The organism is Brevibacillus sp. YAE8 (assembly GCF_057543335.1).
This window is the reverse complement of record NZ_BAAIYG010000003.1, coordinates 367,864-385,154: the sequence shown is the minus strand read 5'-3', so window position 1 is coordinate 385,154 and position 17,291 is coordinate 367,864. Positions and strand designations below refer to the sequence as shown.

The following is a 17,291-nucleotide window of genomic DNA, read 5'->3' as shown; positions in this document are numbered from 1 at the left end:
GATGGTTGGTCATCACGTATAGCCAACGCATCCTGATCTCCTCCATACGAATGGGATGGATAACTGGTATCAATTGATGCTTAGTCATTAGCCCACCATAAGACAATTTGTGCATGCGTTATGCCCGAATTGTTTTATGGTGGGCTTTTATTATGATTCTGGAGGTTTTTGGGAAATGAAAAAGGTAAAGTTTGAACTAAACAACGTGAAGCACGAAGCGGAAGAAGGGACCCACATCCTGGACTACCTGCTGCAACACGACATCGAGCATCCGCATATCTGCTACTCACCCATTTTAGGCCCAGTTCAAACTTGTGATACGTGCATGTGCGAAGTGGACGGAAAAATTATGCGGGCGTGCTCGACGCCGATTGCAGACGGGATGAAGATTCTCACTTCCTCCGAGCGGGCAAAAGGCGCGCAGACCGAAGCGATGGACCGCATCCTGGAAAACCACATGCTGTATTGCACCGTCTGCGACAACAACAACGGAAATTGCCGGGTGCACAACACGGCAGAGTTGCTCGAAATCGACCACCAAACGCGTCCGTTCCGCGGCAAAAACTACGAAGTGGACATGTCGCATCCTTTTTACCGCTATGATCCCGATCAATGCATCCTCTGCGGACGTTGTACCGAAGTATGCCAGGATTTGCAAGTAAACGAAACGCTGACCATCGACTGGGAGCGGGAAATCCCGCGAGTCATTTGGGATGACAACAAATCGATTAACGACTCCTCGTGCGTATCTTGCGGTCAGTGCGTGACCGTTTGCCCGTGCAATGCGCTGATGGAAAAATCGATGCTCGGCGAGGCAGGATTCATGTCAGGCATTCAAAAAGACCTGCTGAACCCGATGATCGATCTGATTAAAGAAGTCGAGCCTGGGTACAGCAGCATTTTTGCGATTTCAGAAGTCGAAGCGGCGATGCGGGAGACGCGAACCAAAAAAACGAAAACGGTTTGTACGTTCTGCGGCGTAGGCTGTTCGTTTGAAGTATGGACCAAAGGCCGCCACATTTTGAAAGTGGAGCCAACGGAAGACTCTCCGGTCAACAGCGTCTCCACATGTGTGAAAGGGAAGTTCGGCTGGGATTTTGTCAACAGCGACCAGCGCTTGACTACGCCCCTGATTCGCAAAGACGACGCCTTCGTTCCGGCGACGTGGGATGAGGCGCTGACGCTGATTGCCGAGCGGATGGGTGCGATCAAGCAAACCTACGGAGGCGAAGCGCTTGGCTTTGTCAGCTCGTCGAAAACGACAAACGAAGATGCGTACCTGATGCAAAAGCTGGCGCGCCAAGTTTTTGAATCGAACAACATCGACAACTGTTCCCGCTATTGCCAATCGCCCGCAACCGACGGACTGCTCGCAACTGTCGGATACGGCGGAGACTCAGGCACGATTAAAGATATCGCCAGCGCCGGACTGGTCATCATCGTCGGGGCGAACCCGACAGAGGGCCATCCCGTTTTGGCAACCCGCGTAAAACGGGCGAAAAAATTGCACGGGCAAAAACTGATTGTTTCCGACCTGCGCAAGCATGAGATGGCAGAGCGCTCCGATCTGTTCCTGCACCCGAAACAAGGAACCGATTTTGTCTGGCTGACGGCCGTTGCGAAGTACATCATCGACCAGGGCTGGCATGACGAGGCGTATATCCGGGCGCGGGTGAACCAGTTTGACGAATATCGCGCCATGCTGGAAAAATACACGCTGGACTACGCCGAAGCAGTTACCGGACTCGGCAAAGAACAACTGATCCAGACCGCCAAAATGATCCATGAAGCGGACGGCACTTGCGTTTTGTGGGGAATGGGCGTCACGCAAAACGTCGCAGGCTCGTATACATCGGCGGCGATCTCCAACCTGCTGCTGGTGACAGGAAACTACGGCCGTCCAGGAGCGGGCGCTTATCCTTTGCGCGGACACAACAACGTCCAGGGCGCTTGCGACATGGGCACGCTGCCTACCTGGCTGCCAGGGTACCAGCATATTACCGATGATGCGGCGAGAGCGAAATTTGAAAAAGCGTACGGCGTCACCATCTCCAACAAACCGGGCTTGACCAATATCGAAATGCTGGAAGCCGTCGAAAAAGGCGAACTGAAAGCGATGTACCTGATGGGCGAAGACATGGCGTGGGTAGATTCCAACGCGAACCACGTGCACGACACGCTCAGCAAGCTAGACTTCTTCGTCGTCCAGGACGTATTCCTGACCAAAACGGCGCAATTTGCCGATGTCGTCTTGCCAGCGTCGCCATCGCTGGAAAAAGACGGTACGTTCGCGAACACCGAAAGACGCATCCAGCGTTTGTATCAAGTTTTGGAACCGCTTGGCGATTCCAAGCCGGACTGGGCGATCATCCAGATGATCGCGCAACGCATGGGAGCCAACTGGAACTACCAGCATCCGAGCGAAATCATGGACGAAATCGCCAGCCTGGCGCCGCTTTACGGAGGCGTGTCCTACGACCGTCTGGAAGGATGGAACAGCTTGCATTGGCCGGTACAAAAAGACGGCACCGACGAACCGCTTCTCTACCAGGAGCGCTTCAACTTCCCGGACGGCAAAGCGAGACTTTCGCTCGTGGAATACATTCCGCCTGTGGAATATCCATCGGAATTTGACCTTACTTTGAATAATGGTCGATTGCTGGAACATTTCCACGAAGGAAACATGACGAACAAGTCAAAAGGAATCCAGTACAAACTGCCGGAAGTGTTTGTGGAGGTTTCGCCTGAACTTGCCCGCGAACGCGGCGTGCAAGACGGTTCCCTGGTTCGCCTCGTCTCGCCGTACGGAGCGATCAAGCTGCGGGTGCTCGTGACCGATCGGGTCAGCGGCAACGAACTGTACGTACCGATGCACTCCGTCAGCCATGAAAATGCGATCAACCTGCTGACAGGCAGCGTGGGCGACGTTCGCACGCAAACCCCTGCGTACAAACAGACGAAGGTGCGCATGGAGCTGCTCAAAGAAAAAGGCATGACCCCGCTGCCTATGTACAATCCTCGCTACGCGAAACGAAACCCGCAACTGGGTGTCCAGGTAGAGCGGAAATGGGCGAGAGAAGATTACGTGCCGATTGCAGAAGTTAACGTTGCGGGAGGAGAAAAATAATGGCAAGACCGATAACGAAAGTAGTGAAACCAGAGGTTAGCGAAGAACAAAAACAAGCGCAAACAGTCGATCGCGTCCTGCAATCCCTGGCCGAAAATCCGGAGGGGATTCAGGCGACGATCAAGCTGCTGCAGGAGTTGCATGACAGCGGCATACTGGGGGCGCTCAACGCCGCTGTCGAAGCGAAAGAAGATATCGCCAAAATCGTCGTCGGACAAATGGTTCGTCCGCCCGTCACGAACATGATTAACAATGCGATGGCGGCGGCGGGAGGATTGACAGAGCTCGATCCGGAAATGACCAAAAAGCTGATGGCCGGCGTTACCAAAGGGCTGCAAAGAGCGGATGAAGCTTTGCAGTCGGGAGCAAAGGTCGGCGTGTTCGATTTGATAAAAGCGTTGCGCGATCCGGACATCAACCGGGCGATGGGATTTGGCATCAACCTGCTGAAAGGAGTCGGGGAAGGATTGAAAGACTGATGAAACAGGCAGCAAGCTTTTTGAAGAGGAGGTCAGCTAGTTGGATGACGAAAAGCAACAACGAATTGACAATCGTGCGCTTTTATCAACTCATGCTAAATACTTCGCTCATCATTCTCGGGTTGGTCTTGAGCTTTTACCTTGTACGCGAACTGTATGCCATTGTTCTGGATGCCCTTCAAGGAAATAATAACGTCCATGATATTTTGGAAAAAGTCTTGGCCTTTTTTCTCTACTTTGTCTTCGTTTCGATGATCGTCAAGTATTTCCACGAAGCGTATCACTTTCCGTTGCGCTATCTGATCTATATCGGGATCACAGGCACTGTGCGTTTTATCATCGTCAATCGGGATGATGCGATGAACAATCTGATTTTATCGCTCGTTATTTTTATCCTGGTCATCAGCTATATTATGCTGGCTCCCCGTCAGAACAAGGTCGGGGAGCTAAAGGAGAATATCGAATGACAAAAAGTCTTGAGCACCAATTCAGCATGCTTGTGCGCGAGATACGCAAGGAATACGTTGGAAACGGTCCGCGCGAAATCCTCACTCGGTTTTGCGGGCCGTGGGTCATTTGCGAGATGAAAGGCAATTTGACCAACGTAGAAAAGTTCATGATTATGTCCGAAGACGGCAGACGAATGGTTCACGATGCGCGTACGAAGCTGGTGAAGAACATTTACAATGATCCGGCGGTAGTAGCGAAGCTGGAGGAAATTATCGACGCCAAAATTTTGCGGATTTTTTCCGATATCAGCCTGGAAGAAGACATCGCCATGACCGTATATGTACTGGACCGATCCATTTCATAACGAGCAGCAGCAAAGGAAAGGTGGGAAACAATCGTGATTCAGCCCGTGTCTATTTTGTCTCCTGTCCTGCACTATGAAAATGGCGCTTTGGAGGAAGTAGAAGATTCCATCGTTACAGAGTCGCCGATTACGATCATGTTGAACGAGGAAGAGTTTGCGACGTTAGTGTGCAGCCCGGAATACATCGAAGAGCTTGTCATTGGCTTTTTGGCGTCTGAAGGGGTAATTCAGGCATACACGGATGTGACTGACCTGTTTGTGGACGAAACCACTGGGTACGCCTACGTCCGCGCCGAAAAAGTGAACAGGTACAACCAGATGTTCCACTCGAAACGGTACGTCACTTCGTGCTGCGGGAAAAGCCGCCAAAGCTTTTACTTTTACAACGACGCGCGCACGGTGAAAAAGTTGGAAACGACAGGCGTGACGATCTCAAGCGCGGATTGCTTTCGCTTCATGCAGGCGATGCAGCAGTCAGCGAAGCTTTTTCAGGACACGGGCGGCGTTCACAATGCTGCCCTGTGCGATGCAAACGGGATCGTCGCCTCCCGAATGGACATCGGCAGGCACAATGCCCTCGACAAACTGTACGGGCATTGCCTGATGCATTCCGTGCCGGTAGAAGACAAAATCATGGTGTTCAGCGGCCGGATTTCGTCAGAAGTACTGTTGAAAGTAGCCAAGATCGGATGCAGCATCGTGTTGTCCAAATCGGCGCCGACCGAGCTGGCCCTGCGGCTGGCGCAGGAGCTTGGCATTACTACCGTTGGCTTTATTCGCAACCAGTCGTTCAACGTGTACACCTGGCCTGAGCGAATCGAACAGGCCGAGGGGGGGACGTCCAGTGATTCCAAGTGAATTAGTGGACTCGTTTGGCCGCGTTCACGACTATTTGCGCCTTTCCGTAACCGATCGGTGCAATTTGCGCTGTGTGTACTGTATGCCAGCGGATGGGATGGAATTTGAGCCGGACGAAAACATTTTGTCTTTTTACGAGATTACCGAGGTTGTCAGAGTGTTGGCCGAAATGGGCGTGAAAAAAGTAAGGCTGACGGGCGGGGAGCCGCTCGTCCGCAAAGGCATTGAAGAACTGGTCGCAGCGATAGCGGAAACACCGGGAATCGAAGACATTGCCTTGACGACCAACGGCATTTTTTTGGCGAAAAAGGCGGCGAAATTAAAAGCAGCGGGCTTGAAGCGCGTCAACATCAGCCTGGATACATTGAAGGCCGACCGTTTTTCGCTTATCACCCGCGGCGGCGATGTCCAGCGCGTTTTGGACAGTATCGCGGCCTGTCAACAAGCCGGGATTTGGCCGATCAAGCTGAATGTCGTTCTCATGAAGGGAATCAACGACGACGAGATTGAAGATTTTTTGCGGCTGACGCTGGACGGCGCTGTGCAAGTCCGCTTTATCGAGTACATGCCGATCGGCCACAACGACATGCGCTGGAAACAGTCGTATTTGCCGCTGTCGACCGTCTTGGAGCGATGTAAGCAGCTTGGCTGGGAAACAGAGGAAAGCCATGACGTGCGCGGCAACGGTCCCGCCAAGACCTTTCGGATTGCCGGGGCCAAAGGCAGCTTTGGGTTGATTCACCCGGTGAGCGATCATTTTTGCGAAACGTGCAACCGGCTGCGTTTGACGGCGGATGGCAACATCAAGCCGTGCCTGTATTGGGCAGACGAGTTTAACGTTCGCAAGCATATCGGAGACGATGAAGCGATTCGCCAGCTTTTTTTCAAAGCGTTGAGCATCAAGCCGATGAATCACGAAATGGCCAAGGCTTTGGCAGATGAAAGCCAATCTCATGTACCGACGGCAAGGCGCATGTCGCAAATTGGAGGATAAGCGAGATGGAAAACGCAAATCGTTTTCGCCGACAGACTGTTCAGGTGGAGGAAGCGCAGCGCAGAATCGAACAGCATCTGCGCCAGCTTGGCGTGGAGGAGGTTTCGCTGGAAGATGCCTGCGGCCGCACGTTGGCAGAGGAGGTGACGGCGCCCGAGCCGATGCCGCATTTCCGCCGTTCCGGGATGGATGGCTTTGCGATCATGGCGAGCGCTACCAAGGGAGCGTCACCGGAATCGCCCGTCCTGCTGGAAGTGATCGAGCATGTTCCGTGCGGCTTAGTTCCGACTAAAGCCGTATCGCCTAATACGGCTACGCGGATCATGACCGGAGCGATGGTGCCGGAACAGGCAGACGCGGTTATCATGCTGGAAATGACCGACAACGTGGAGAAGCAGGGCAAAACGTTCGTGTCCATCAAAAAAGAGATGCCGCCCGGCAAAAATCTGACTCCGATCGGCCACGAACTCGCCAAAGGCGAATGCGTCCTGCAAAAAGGAAGCGAAATTCGCGCTGGCGAGACGGCGCTGCTGGCTACATTCGGCTTTTCTCGTGTCAACGTATATAAGCGCCCGACCGTCGCGATATTCGCCACAGGCTCCGAACTGCTGCCTGTGGACGCGCCACTGTGCCAGGGGAAAATCCGAAACAGCAACTCTTACATGCTGGCAGCGCTCGTTCGGGAAGCGGGGGGCATTCCGCTGTTGATGAACGCGGTCCCGGATGAAGCGGACAAAGCGCAAGCGGTTATTCTCGATGCGTTTTCCACCGCGGATTTTGTCATCACATCAGGCGGCGTATCGGTAGGCGACTACGATATTCTCGTCGATCTTTTCCAAAACTGGGAAGGGGAGCTGCTGTTCAACAAAGTAGCGATGCGGCCCGGAAGCCCGACGACGGCAGGGGTGTGGAAAGACGCCTTTTTATTTGCCCTGTCAGGCAATCCGGGGGCGTGCTTTGTCGGCTTCGAGCTGTTCGTCCGCCCGGCGATTTTGGGGATGCAAGGGCGCAAAAACAAATACAGACCGGAATGCACGGCTTTTTTAGGAGAGGCGTTTGCCAAGGTCAATGCGTATCCGCGCTATGTCCGCGGAAAATCGTATGTGCAAGATGGCAAACTGTTCGTAAAGCCTGTCGGAATGGACCAGTCAAGCGTAACCGTGTCGATTAAAGATTCCGACTGCTTGATTAAGATTCCCCCTGGCGGGAAGGGTGTGCAGCAAGGAGAGCTTGTCTTTGCTCTGCTGCTCCGAGAATGACGAAAACGTTGCGGCGCTACATTTCGTAAATTTCGCTTGAGAGAAAAGAGCGGGATGACATGGCCGGGGAGGCACCATTGCAAAAACTGTTAACGACGATGCTGCATAGTAACCGTGCGGCTACGAATCACATGGTCGAAACGATCCACTCGCTCGTTTCATGCGTGAACGCCCGTGATCCTTATACGTATCAGCATTCGGTCAACGTTGGCTTTTACGTCTGGGTAATCGCCAACCAACTTCAGCTCGACGAGGAAGAATGTGCCAATGTGTATATCGGCGCCTTGCTGCACGACATCAGGATCATTGGCACACCGGATTCGATCCTGAGGAAAAACGGGTCGCTCACACCGGAAGAATTGGCTATCATGAAAAAGCATCCAGAGATCGGCTACGCGATTGTAAAACGGATTGCTCCCTTGCAACAGCGAGGAATTGCCAAGACGGTGCTGTACCATCACGAACGGCTGGATGGCAAAGGCTATCCGCACGGCCTTTTCGCTGCCGAGATTCCGCTGGGCGCAAAAATTGTCTCTGTCGCCGAGGCTTTCAACGCGATGACATCAGCGCGGCTTTACCGCCCTGTTTTGGACTACGGGAAGGCTGTCGACCAGTTGCTGGACGGAAAAGGCAGCCAGTTTGACCCGACCGTCGTCGACGTGTTCCTGGAGGCGATGGCCAGCCGCAGAGAAAAAGCGCGACTGTAAGGCCAAAAGAAACAGCGCCGTCTTTTGTGCGAAAAGCACCGGATCATCCGGTGCTTTTTTGCTGCAAAGGTCCTTTTTTGCCGGATTGTTCATAAAAACATCTGCGAAACATGTTTTTCCAATGCTAAGATAGGGAAAAAGCATCAGGGGAGAAGGAATCAGGAGGATTGACCCCATGAAATATGTGAGCGTAGATCAAGTTGAGCCTGGGGATGTGCTGGCTCGCAGCATTTATACGAGCGAGGGCTTGACGCTGTTGCAGACGGGTGTGCAACTGACCGTCGGAATGATAAACAAACTGCGGCGCTTTGGGGTGACGATGCTCAGTATCAAGGACCCTTTTTTCGACGAGGTGAAGGAACAGGAGGTAGTCACAGAGACGACGCGAAAAGATGCCATTCGCAATCTGTCAGGCGCGATTTCGTGTGTCCAGTCCGGCAAGGAGTTCGACGTGCGCGGCATTCAAAAGTCTGTCGGCAACATTGTTGAAGAGACGCTGCGCAATCGCAAGGTGCTGTTAAATCTCGGGGAAATTCGCACCAAGGACAACGCCCTGTACATCCATTCGCTCAACGTCTGCATGATGGCGACCGTGATGGGCGTCGGGCTTGGCTACAACACCACGCAACTGAAAGAGCTGGCAATCGGCGCGCTTTTGCATGACATCGGCAAGCTGTCGGTGGACAAGGAAGCGCCAGCCTACAAGAAAAACAGCAGGACCAATCATCATACCTGGATAGGGTTTGAAATATTGCGAAAAAAACACGAGATGAGCATCGTGTCTGCGCACGTGCCGCTCCAGCACCATGAATGGGTCGACGGAACCGGAGTCCCCCGCGGACTAAGCGGCGACGAGATTCACGAGTTCGCCAAAATCGTCGCGATCTGCAACTACTACGACAATCTGATCTCGCCGCTTTCCGAGGAAGAGGAGACGCTGCCTCCCTACGAGGCGTGCGAGCGAATCATGAGCCTTGCGGAAAAGCGCTTCGACCACAAAATGGTCATCCACTTCCTGCGCTCGATCGCGCTGTACCCGATCGGCACGTCGCTCAAGCTGAGCACAGGCGAAGTCGGCGTCGTGATCGACCAAAACCGCGGCCTGCCAGCCCGTCCGGTCGTGCGGGTCATCAGGCGGGAGCAGCAGGCGAATCGGCGGATGGCAGAAGATCACGAGATTTGCGATATTGATCTCGGCGCAGAGCCCACCATTTTTATTACAGGAGTACTAGAATAGAGAGAGAAACTAGACCTAAGGGTTTTTTCGATGCCAAGATCAGGGAATTCCCCTACATACATAATGAGGGTGTCAGTCTACAATGAAAACAGGCAAAAAGTCTCAAAAATCGACTTTTTGCGACGATGAAAGAGGAAAGGACGTGTCCTTATGTCCCGTATTCTAGTACCAGTAGATTTCTCTGCACAGTCTATTCAGGCGGTTCGCTTTGCTCTTGCGTACGCCAAAGATAAGCATGAACTGACTCTGCTTCATGCCATCCCTCCGTTTCCATCGCGCAACGTCGTCCGCAAGCTCGGGCAAAAAAGCGTGGAAGATTTCCAATTGGATGAAGCGAGAGAAGACTTGAAAAAGTTCCTCACGATTGTCGAAGAGGCAGGAGTCACTTACGAATTGGAAATCGAGTTCGGCGAGCCGCATGAAGTGATCGCCAAGCACGCGACAAAAGGCGAGTACGCCGCAATCGTCATGGGGACGCACGGATACGGCCGGATCACCGGATTCCTGCTGCAAAGCGTCAGCTACCCGACGATTCACGACGCCCAGCTTCCTGTCTTCCTCATTTCCGAGGAGACCGATGCCAGCCGCTTCCCTTGGCAAAAAGTGCTGATCGCCGTCGACGGCTCGGAGCAGGCGAAAAACGCAGCGCAAAAAGCGATTGCCTTGAGCCAGGACATTCCGGGCGTTTCCTACCTGCTACTCAGTGTCGTGACGCCTCCTGTCGCTTATGCCGGAGTGTACGGCGTAGGCTGGGAAGACACAGCGACGCTGGAAAACTGGGGAAAAGAAACCGTGCGCACTTGCGAAGAAGTGCTGGAAGCGGCGCAAATTCCTTACGAGAGCAAGGTAGTGATTGGCGATCCGGCGACAGTGATTCGCCAGACCGCCGAAGAGGAGCAAGCAGGTCTGATCGTGCTCGGTCACCACGGGCTTGGCGGCATCGCGGGCACTCTGCTCGGCAGCGTGACCTTCAAAACGATTCATCGCACCAAAACGCCGCTGTTGATCGTCAAATCATAGGCTCATTCGTGAACAGGCAAGCTGTCCGGACTCCGGGCAGCTTTTTTGTGCAGATAAGGTTGGATAAGAATTTATCCAGCGGAAAGTGCAACGAAGGCTGTGCCAATGGCTTGGCGCAGCCAAGTTTTCTAATGCTCCAGGGCACGCTCAGCGCCGGACGCCGAGTTGATGCGGGAGCTTCCCCAGGCGGCAACGAGCACGACCGCGCCTGCGATGACGAAGACATAAATCAGCGCGGTCAACTGCATCAGCGGCCCGGCCACAAACGAACCGAGCATCATCAGCCCGACGAGCAGCGGCGCAATCGTCCCGTTTACCCGGCCGACGTACGCTTCTTCGACAAGCGTAATCATCCGCATTCCGATCACAATTTCCAGAAAAGCAAGCCCCACTCCGGTGAAAAACGCATGGCAGCGGTGACGATCAGCCAGACAGAGAGCGCCTCGACGACGATGGAGAGAGCGAAGACGGCAACCGGATTGTTTCCGCTCGTCTCCATCACGTAATAAAGCAAAGCCATGTTGCGTATCCAAATCCCGACGTTTTCCAGCGTATCGGAGACAAAGACGGTGAGAAAGACGCGATTTCCCCATTAGTGGCTTCATTTTGCACACTCCTGCGATTAATTAAACCGAACGTTCGGTCTATAAACTTTCGAAAAAAAAGCTACCTGGCGACAATGCCATGCAGCAAAACATCAATCCCCCGCTTCATCAAGGCATGAAGGCGCTCCTCCTCCATTTTGAAGCCGACATTGATAAGGCCGTTGACAAACCCTTCGAGGATCATCGCCAGCTCTTCCGGATCGGCCTCGGCAAATTCTCCGCGCGCCATTCCTTCCTGAAAAATCGACGTGTACAGCGTGTAGGAGGAGCTGAGCATCGCAAGCACCTGGTCCATAATGAGCGGATCGGCGAGCTGGCTGCCGGAAAACTCTTCTCCGGCTCGTTTCAACGGGTGGGACAAAAAGTCTTCGAGCAGAAAAGCGGCCAAGGCGTACAGCTTTTCCACCGAAGTGGCGTACTGCTTCTCTTTTTCCTTCCACAGCTCTGTCCACTCGTTATACTGCTTTTCCAGCAGGTGCAAAAAAAGCTGCTCCTTGTTTTTGAAATGGTAGTAAAGGCTCCCTTTGCTCGCTCCGGTCGCTTGGCAGATGTCTTCGATCGATGTGGCGAAGTAGCCCTTTTGGGAAAACAGCTCGGTTGCTTTCTCGACGATATGTTGTTTGGTTTTCTCCCCATCAAGGCGACGTTTGGACATGAAAGGCAAGGCTCCTTTTTATAGACTGAACGTTCGGTTTAATTTCGGTCTACCGGATGGGAGAAAGAAGCGCAAGTGCTTTCCCGCAAGGCGATTGAGAATGGACGGTCAGGGGAAAAATGGGGAAAGCGAGTGAGGGGGCGAGGAACGCATGAAAATCGGGTGTCACATCAGCATCCGCCACGGCTATGCAGAGGCGGCGCGAACCGCTCTGCGGGAAGGAGCCGCCTCTTATCAGTTTTTCCCGAAAAACCCGCGCAGCCTGGGGGTCAAGCAGTTTGATCCGGCCGATGCGGCAGCTTGCCGCGCTTTTTGCGAGGAACACGGCTTGGCGTCGATTGCCCATACGGCTTATCCGGTCAACTTGTGCGTGGAAGACGACGAGCTGGCTCTGGTGACGGTGCAATCGGTGCGCAACGATCTGGAGATTGCCGAGGCGTGCGGAGCGCTTGGCGTAGTTGTCCACTTCGGGCAGTACAAAGGGACGGACGTGCTTGCCGGCTACAAGCGGATGATTTTGCTGACGAATCGAATCGTGGACGGCTGGGCCGGACAGGCCAAGCTGCTGATCGAAAACAACGCCGGACAGGGCAACCGGATGGGCACGACGCTGGAGGAGCTGGCACAGGTGCGGCAACTGCTTGCCGAGCCGCAGAAGGTCGGGTTTTGCTTCGATACGTGCCACGCGTTTGCCAGCGGGCTGTGGGACGGGAAAAATTGGGGCGCGGTCATACAGCGTATGGAAGAACTGGACTATTTGCCGTATTTGTCCGCCGTGCATTTGAACGATTCGGTTTACCCGAGCGGCTCGTTTCGGGATCGGCATGCGCGCATCGGACAAGGGATGATCGGGGACAATGCTTTTGCCGAGCTGTTGCGCACGCCGCAGCTTCAAGGCTTGCCGATTGTATTGGAGACAGCGCGAGGGTCAAGCGGGGGGCATCGCGAAGAAATCAGGCACGTCCGGCGTCTGGCGAACAATTGGCAGGCTTGACCGGATTGTGGTACAGTGTGAGAGGATGTTGTCAACGAGGGAGGGGTACCAATGGCAAAACGGATCAAAGTGACGATTCACGATTTTGCGACGCTGAAAGAGAATTTGAACAACCCGGAAGAGCTGGCTCTTTACGAAGCAGCCAACGGGAATACATACGATGCCGAAATCGAGCACGACGGCTACGCTGTCATTGATGTGACAGAGGACGACTACATTGAGCTGGCACCGGGCGAATACCAGCTCATGATCGAGGAATGGACCAACGCCGGGCAAATCGGCGAGTGGACTTTGCAAACGAAGTCAGATCCGGCAGACGACACAGCGCTGCTGTATCGCAGCGTCGACGCGTCAGGCCAGGAAGTGCAGCCGCCGCAATCGCTGCCGAAGCAAGTCGTCGAGCTGGTAGCGAAGACCTGGTTTGGCAAGGCGCCAAAAAAGGTCGAGGAATAGTCGGACAAGAACAGGGAAAGGAGCGCTGCGAGTGGTAGCGCTCCTTTTTTTTCGCGCAAAAAATCGCAGGATGTAGTCGCTCGTGACGAGGAACAGGCGAAGGCTGGGAGCGGCAAGTACCGAGATCATTCGGCCGTCTCGTCCTCAAGCTGAATGTCGTACTTTTTGATCCGCCGCATCAGAAGCGATTGGGTGATGCCGAGCGCCGCCGCGGTCTTGCGCGTCGTTTTGTGGATGCGCAGCGCCTGCATGATAAATTCGACCTCGATTTTTTCCATCCGCTCCGTCAAGGAAAGGGAGCCGAGCGTGAGGATGCCGTCCTCCAGCTCGCGAATGCTGCGCAGTTCCTCCGGCAAATCGGTGACGGAAATCTCGTCGAACTTGGACGTGATGACGATGCGCTCGACCAAATTTTCCAGCTCCCGCACATTGCCTGGCCAGTCATACTGGTGCAACACGTCCAGCACGTCAGATGTGAAACGGCGTTTTTGGTGGTGCTTGGCGTTGAATTTTTGCAAATTGTGGTGCAACAGCGGGAAAATGTCGTCTTTGCGCTCGCGCAAGGGCGGGACGTTGATCGGCAAAATGTTGAGCCGATAGTACAGGTCGTGCCGGAACTTCCCTTGGCGCACCAGCTCCTGCAGGTTGGTGTTGGTCGCGGCGATGATGCGGATGTCCGCCGTGTAAGTTTTGGTGCCGCCGATCGGCATGAACGTCTTGTTTTGCAAAAGCAACAGCAGCTTCGACTGCAAATGGTAGGGCAGCTCGCTGATTTCGTCGAGGAACAGCGTCCCTTTGTCCGCCATTTTGACCAGGCCGATTTTCCCCGAGTGGTTCGCCCCGGTAAACGCCCCTTTGTGATAGCCGAACAGCTCCGATTCGATCAACGTTTCGGGGATGGCGCTACAGTTTACATGCACGAACGGCCCTGCGCTTCGCTCGCTAAGCTGGTGGATTTGCTCGGCGAGATGGCTTTTGCCCACCCCGGTTTCGCCCGTGATGAGCACAGTCGTGTCGACCAGCGCGACTTTTTTTATCAGTTCCATGAGCGCCAAATACGAGCGGCTGTTGCCGATCAGCGTCTGCGACGAGCTTTGGTTCGCTTCCCGCTTCATGAGCTGCAGTTCCTCGCTGTAGCGCTTCAATAGCGCGACCGTTTCCTCCAACTGCGAGCTGGCCCGTGCCGCCTCCGTAATGTCCCGGGAGTGGGCGACGATCAGCTCCGGCTTTCCGTCTTCGTCCGGGATAATATGGCCTGTCACGAGAAATTTTCCTTTGCTGTTCACAAGCTGGATGGTCGTCGTCGGCTTGCCCGATTCCAGGACAAGCCGGGTCACGGAAGGACTGAAAATGCCCATTTCCTCCAGATCGGTCACGTTTTGCCCAATCAGCTCGGCTTTCGGGATGCCGCACAAGTTTTCGCTCGCCTTGTTCAGCCACAGTGTGGTTCCTTGCGCATCCGATATAAAAATGCCGTCCGCAAGCGAGTTCAATATGTCGATGAACCGATCTACAGACGACAAGGCCAAAATCTCCGCATCTTTTTCCACGCTTGATACGCTCCCCTCATTTTTGACCTGATTGTACAGGAAGTGACTGCCGATTGTATAGTGAGTCGGATTTGAAAAAACTCGAGTCGATTTCGATTCACCTGAAAAGAGTGCGTTTCTCTCCCTTTCGACTCAAAAGTGATTCTACTTCGATTCGTCAGAAAAGACGCAGTTTCGGCAATTTTCGCTACCATCCAGCTTTTTGGGTGTTGGCACAGGACTTGCTACTGTTAGCGGGACGTAAGCGACTTTGCTCAATAAACAAGAGAGATAAGGAATGGCATGCGATGCTAGCGAAACTGGTGACGCGCGAACAAGCGACGGAATGTGTACGAGACGGTGTCCGGCTGATGTACGGCGGTTTCGGAACGATCGGCTCCCCGGCTCTTTTGATCGACACGATTTTGGAAAAAGGGGTGCGCGACCTGACCTTGATCGGAATCGACGCGGGGTATCCGCAGGTCGGGATCGGCAAGCTGATTAGCCACGGGCGGGTGAGGAAGCTGATGACGACGCATATCGGCTCCAATCCGGAAGCTGGTCAACAGATGATGGACGGACGGCTCCAGGTCACGTTTTGTCCCCAAGGAATTTTTGCGGAAAAAATTCGCGCAGGGGGCGTAGGCATTCCCGGTATTGTTGTCGATGCGCAAATGTGGGGAGAAGCGACAGAAGGAGGGGAAGCGGTGGTTTTTGGGGGAAAGCCGTGCTGGATGGAACCGGCGCTGACGGCCGATGTAGGCATCGTCTATGCGAAACAGGCGGACACGTACGGCAATCTCATCTACGACAAGTCGGCGAGAAACTTGAATCCGCTGGTGGCGATGGCTGCTGACATCACCATTGCCGAAGTGGAGGAGATCGTTCCGGCAGGAGAGCTGGACCCGGAAAAAATCGTGACACCCGGCATTTTTGTCGATTACATGGTGAATCGCAGCGGCGGGGGGAACGGCTGATGCGACTGACGATGGATCAGCGAAACATGATCGCGCGGCGCGCCGCCAAGGAAATCGAACCGGGGATGGCCGTCAATCTGGGGATCGGGATACCGGAGCTGGTCGCGGACTTTATCCCGCACGAATGGCACGTGATGTTTCATTCCGTGAACGGCATTCTCGGGGTAGGCCCCACGCCAATCAAGGGCGAAGAAGACCAGCATATCTCCAACGCGGGGGGAGCGCCCGTTACCGTAGTTCCGGGCGCTTCTTACTTCGATAGCACGATTGCCTACGGCATGATTCGGCGCAAGAAGCTCGATGTCGCTTTTATCGGGGCCTTGCAGGTCAATCGCAGGGGAGATTTGGCGAACTGGATCGTCCCTGGCTCGCGCGTTCATGGCATCGGCGGTGGAGCCGAGCTGGCCTATTACGCCAAAAAGGTGATCGTCCTGATGAGCCATGTGACGCGGACAGGCGAGCCGAAAATCCGCAGGGAGTGTACGTTTCCACTGACCGCGAAGCGCTGTGTCGACCTGATCGTCACAGAGCGGGCGGTTATCGAGGTCACGCCGCAGGGGCTGATGCTGACAGAGGTCATGTATCCGTACTCCTTGCAGGATGTCATTTACCATACCGGAGCGCCGTTGTTGATTTCAGAACATTTGCAAATGGTGGAGTAATGAAAAATTTTTCTGCACAAAGATAAGGGGGCTTACCAACATGAAAAAATCACTCAAAGCCGTTGCAGGCGTATTGTTCTCGCTGTCGCTTCTCGTAGCAGGATGTAGCCAGGGGGCTTCGACGAACGATGGCGGGGGACAGGCAGGCGCAGCCAGCGGAAATGCGTCCGCGATGACGAAGGAGCCAGGTGTGTTCGTCTTTGCCGCTTCCGGCGAGTACCAGCCGTTCAGCTATTTCAAGGATGGGCAGCTTACCGGGTTTGACATCGAAATCGGCAACGAGATCGCCAAACGGCTGAATTTGCAGCCAAAGCCCGTCACCTCGCCGTTTTCCGGGATTATCGCGGGGGTCAAGGAAGGGCGCTACGATGCGGCGATTGCCAGTCACGCGATTACGGAAGAGCGCAAGCAGCAAATTGATTTCGCCGATCCGTACTACTTGTCCGGCGGCCAACTGTTCACTCGTCCCGACGGCACGACTTCCACACTGGAAGAGCTGAAGGGCAAGGAAGTCGCAGTCGCCTTGGGCACTACGCATGAAAAAATGGCGCGGGAGTACACCGACAACATCAAGACGTACGACAGCGACGTCACGGCCCTGCGCGCGCTGGAGCAAGGCAAGCATGACGTGGTCATTACGGACAGTGTGGTCGGCGAGATCGCGATTGCCCAAGGCTTGAAAATCAAGAAAAGCGGCGCGCCGTTGTCTGAGGTTCAACACGGAATCGCCGTGCGCAAAGGCAACAGCGAGCTGTTGAACAAAATCAACGAGGTGCTGAAGCAAATGCACGAAGACGGCACGTATCTGAAGCTGAGCGAAAAGTACTTCAATCGCGACATCAGCAAGAACGAATAAGGTTGACGTTTGTGTAAGGCCGCCTGTCATCCGCGCAAGGAAAGCGGCGGGTGACAGGGACATTT

Annotated in this window: 19 protein-coding genes; 15 read left to right on the top strand and 4 right to left on the bottom strand. The window is 54.3% G+C overall.

Annotation, left to right across the window (positions count from 1 at the left end; translation table 11 throughout):
• The first annotated feature begins 175 nt into the window (after positions 1 to 175).
• From fdhF to AC27IT_RS07320, 10 genes are all read left to right on the top strand, one after another.
• Positions 176 to 3,127 carry a formate dehydrogenase subunit alpha gene (fdhF, locus tag AC27IT_RS07365; RefSeq protein ID WP_005832879.1) on the top strand — a complete coding sequence of 984 codons (2,952 nt, stop codon included), beginning with the start codon at positions 176 to 178 and terminating at the stop codon, positions 3,125 to 3,127.
• Entirely contained in the window at positions 3,127 to 3,606 is a 480-nt protein-coding gene (locus AC27IT_RS07360) for a helical membrane plugin domain-containing protein (RefSeq protein WP_005832877.1), read from the top strand. Before fdhF ends, AC27IT_RS07360 begins: the two co-directional genes overlap by 1 nt.
• Before the next feature lie 44 nt (positions 3,607 to 3,650).
• The gene (locus AC27IT_RS07355) at positions 3,651 to 4,073 is read left to right on the top strand and encodes a phosphate-starvation-inducible protein PsiE (protein ID WP_005832875.1); all 423 of its coding nucleotides are present in this window, start codon (positions 3,651 to 3,653) and stop codon (positions 4,071 to 4,073) included.
• Positions 4,070 to 4,420, top strand: a complete 351-nt coding sequence (locus tag AC27IT_RS07350; protein ID WP_005832873.1) for a Na-translocating system protein MpsC family protein — start codon at positions 4,070 to 4,072, stop codon at positions 4,418 to 4,420. Before AC27IT_RS07355 ends, AC27IT_RS07350 begins: the two co-directional genes overlap by 4 nt.
• 36 nt (positions 4,421 to 4,456) lie before the next feature.
• The gene (fdhD, locus tag AC27IT_RS07345) at positions 4,457 to 5,278 is read left to right on the top strand and encodes a formate dehydrogenase accessory sulfurtransferase FdhD (protein WP_487091718.1); all 822 of its coding nucleotides are present in this window, start codon (positions 4,457 to 4,459) and stop codon (positions 5,276 to 5,278) included.
• Positions 5,265 to 6,272: a GTP 3',8-cyclase MoaA gene (moaA, locus tag AC27IT_RS07340; protein ID WP_026557026.1), complete on the top strand. Its 1,008-nt coding sequence runs from the start codon at positions 5,265 to 5,267 to the stop codon at positions 6,270 to 6,272. Before fdhD ends, moaA begins: the two co-directional genes overlap by 14 nt.
• 5 nt (positions 6,273 to 6,277) lie before the next feature.
• The gene (locus AC27IT_RS07335; protein WP_026557027.1) at positions 6,278 to 7,531 is read left to right on the top strand and encodes a molybdopterin molybdotransferase MoeA; all 1,254 of its coding nucleotides are present in this window, start codon (positions 6,278 to 6,280) and stop codon (positions 7,529 to 7,531) included.
• 77 nt (positions 7,532 to 7,608) lie between these two features.
• A complete protein-coding gene (locus tag AC27IT_RS07330) occupies positions 7,609 to 8,238 on the top strand; it encodes an HD-GYP domain-containing protein (RefSeq protein WP_235694763.1) in 630 nt (209 codons plus the stop codon).
• Positions 8,239 to 8,413: 175 nt separating this feature from the next.
• Positions 8,414 to 9,475, top strand: a complete 1,062-nt coding sequence (locus AC27IT_RS07325; protein ID WP_025848411.1) for an HD-GYP domain-containing protein — start codon at positions 8,414 to 8,416, stop codon at positions 9,473 to 9,475.
• 150 nt (positions 9,476 to 9,625) lie between these two features.
• Positions 9,626 to 10,495 carry a universal stress protein gene (locus AC27IT_RS07320; protein WP_005832862.1) on the top strand — a complete coding sequence of 290 codons (870 nt, stop codon included), beginning with the start codon at positions 9,626 to 9,628 and terminating at the stop codon, positions 10,493 to 10,495.
• 128 nt (positions 10,496 to 10,623) lie between these two features.
• Here AC27IT_RS07320 and AC27IT_RS07315 read toward each other — a convergent pair whose 3' ends face one another.
• The 3 genes from AC27IT_RS07315 to AC27IT_RS07305 form a co-directional block, all read right to left on the bottom strand.
• On the bottom strand, positions 10,624 to 10,854 hold the full coding sequence (locus AC27IT_RS07315; RefSeq protein WP_487091700.1) for a hypothetical protein: 231 nt from the start codon (positions 10,852 to 10,854) through the stop codon (positions 10,624 to 10,626).
• A 5-nt stretch (positions 10,855 to 10,859) separates the two neighbouring features.
• Complete coding sequence (locus AC27IT_RS07310) at positions 10,860 to 11,015, bottom strand: hypothetical protein (protein ID WP_238500504.1); 156 nt, start codon at positions 11,013 to 11,015, stop codon at positions 10,860 to 10,862.
• A 146-nt stretch (positions 11,016 to 11,161) separates the two neighbouring features.
• Positions 11,162 to 11,755: a TetR/AcrR family transcriptional regulator gene (locus tag AC27IT_RS07305; RefSeq protein ID WP_122952645.1), complete on the bottom strand. Its 594-nt coding sequence runs from the start codon at positions 11,753 to 11,755 to the stop codon at positions 11,162 to 11,164.
• 151 nt (positions 11,756 to 11,906) lie between these two features.
• Between AC27IT_RS07305 and AC27IT_RS07300 the strand changes: the two genes are divergently transcribed.
• Together AC27IT_RS07300 and AC27IT_RS07295 are read left to right on the top strand one after the other, a co-directional pair.
• Positions 11,907 to 12,749, top strand: coding sequence for a deoxyribonuclease IV (locus AC27IT_RS07300; RefSeq protein WP_005832855.1), 843 nt, complete (start codon positions 11,907 to 11,909; stop codon positions 12,747 to 12,749).
• Positions 12,750 to 12,800: 51 nt separating this feature from the next.
• Positions 12,801 to 13,202: a hypothetical protein gene (locus AC27IT_RS07295; protein WP_005832854.1), complete on the top strand. Its 402-nt coding sequence runs from the start codon at positions 12,801 to 12,803 to the stop codon at positions 13,200 to 13,202.
• Between the two features lie 125 nt (positions 13,203 to 13,327).
• Here the strand turns inward: AC27IT_RS07295 and AC27IT_RS07290 are convergent, their stop codons facing one another.
• Positions 13,328 to 14,752 (bottom strand): sigma-54 interaction domain-containing protein, encoded by a 1,425-nt coding sequence (locus AC27IT_RS07290; RefSeq protein ID WP_005832852.1) that lies wholly within the window; start codon positions 14,750 to 14,752, stop codon positions 13,328 to 13,330.
• Between the two features lie 287 nt (positions 14,753 to 15,039).
• Between AC27IT_RS07290 and AC27IT_RS07285 the strand changes: the two genes are divergently transcribed.
• Genes AC27IT_RS07285 through AC27IT_RS07275 form a run of 3 tightly spaced genes read left to right on the top strand, consistent with a single transcriptional unit; the run spans position 15,040 to position 17,226 of the window.
• Positions 15,040 to 15,708 (top strand): CoA transferase subunit A, encoded by a 669-nt coding sequence (locus AC27IT_RS07285; protein ID WP_005832850.1) that lies wholly within the window; start codon positions 15,040 to 15,042, stop codon positions 15,706 to 15,708.
• Positions 15,708 to 16,370 (top strand): 3-oxoacid CoA-transferase subunit B, encoded by a 663-nt coding sequence (locus tag AC27IT_RS07280; protein WP_007785141.1) that lies wholly within the window; start codon positions 15,708 to 15,710, stop codon positions 16,368 to 16,370. The genes AC27IT_RS07285 and AC27IT_RS07280 overlap by 1 nt, the downstream gene beginning before the upstream one ends.
• Before the next feature lie 40 nt (positions 16,371 to 16,410).
• Positions 16,411 to 17,226 (top strand): transporter substrate-binding domain-containing protein, encoded by an 816-nt coding sequence (locus AC27IT_RS07275; protein ID WP_007785143.1) that lies wholly within the window; start codon positions 16,411 to 16,413, stop codon positions 17,224 to 17,226.
• Positions 17,227 to 17,291: the final 65 nt, after the last annotated feature.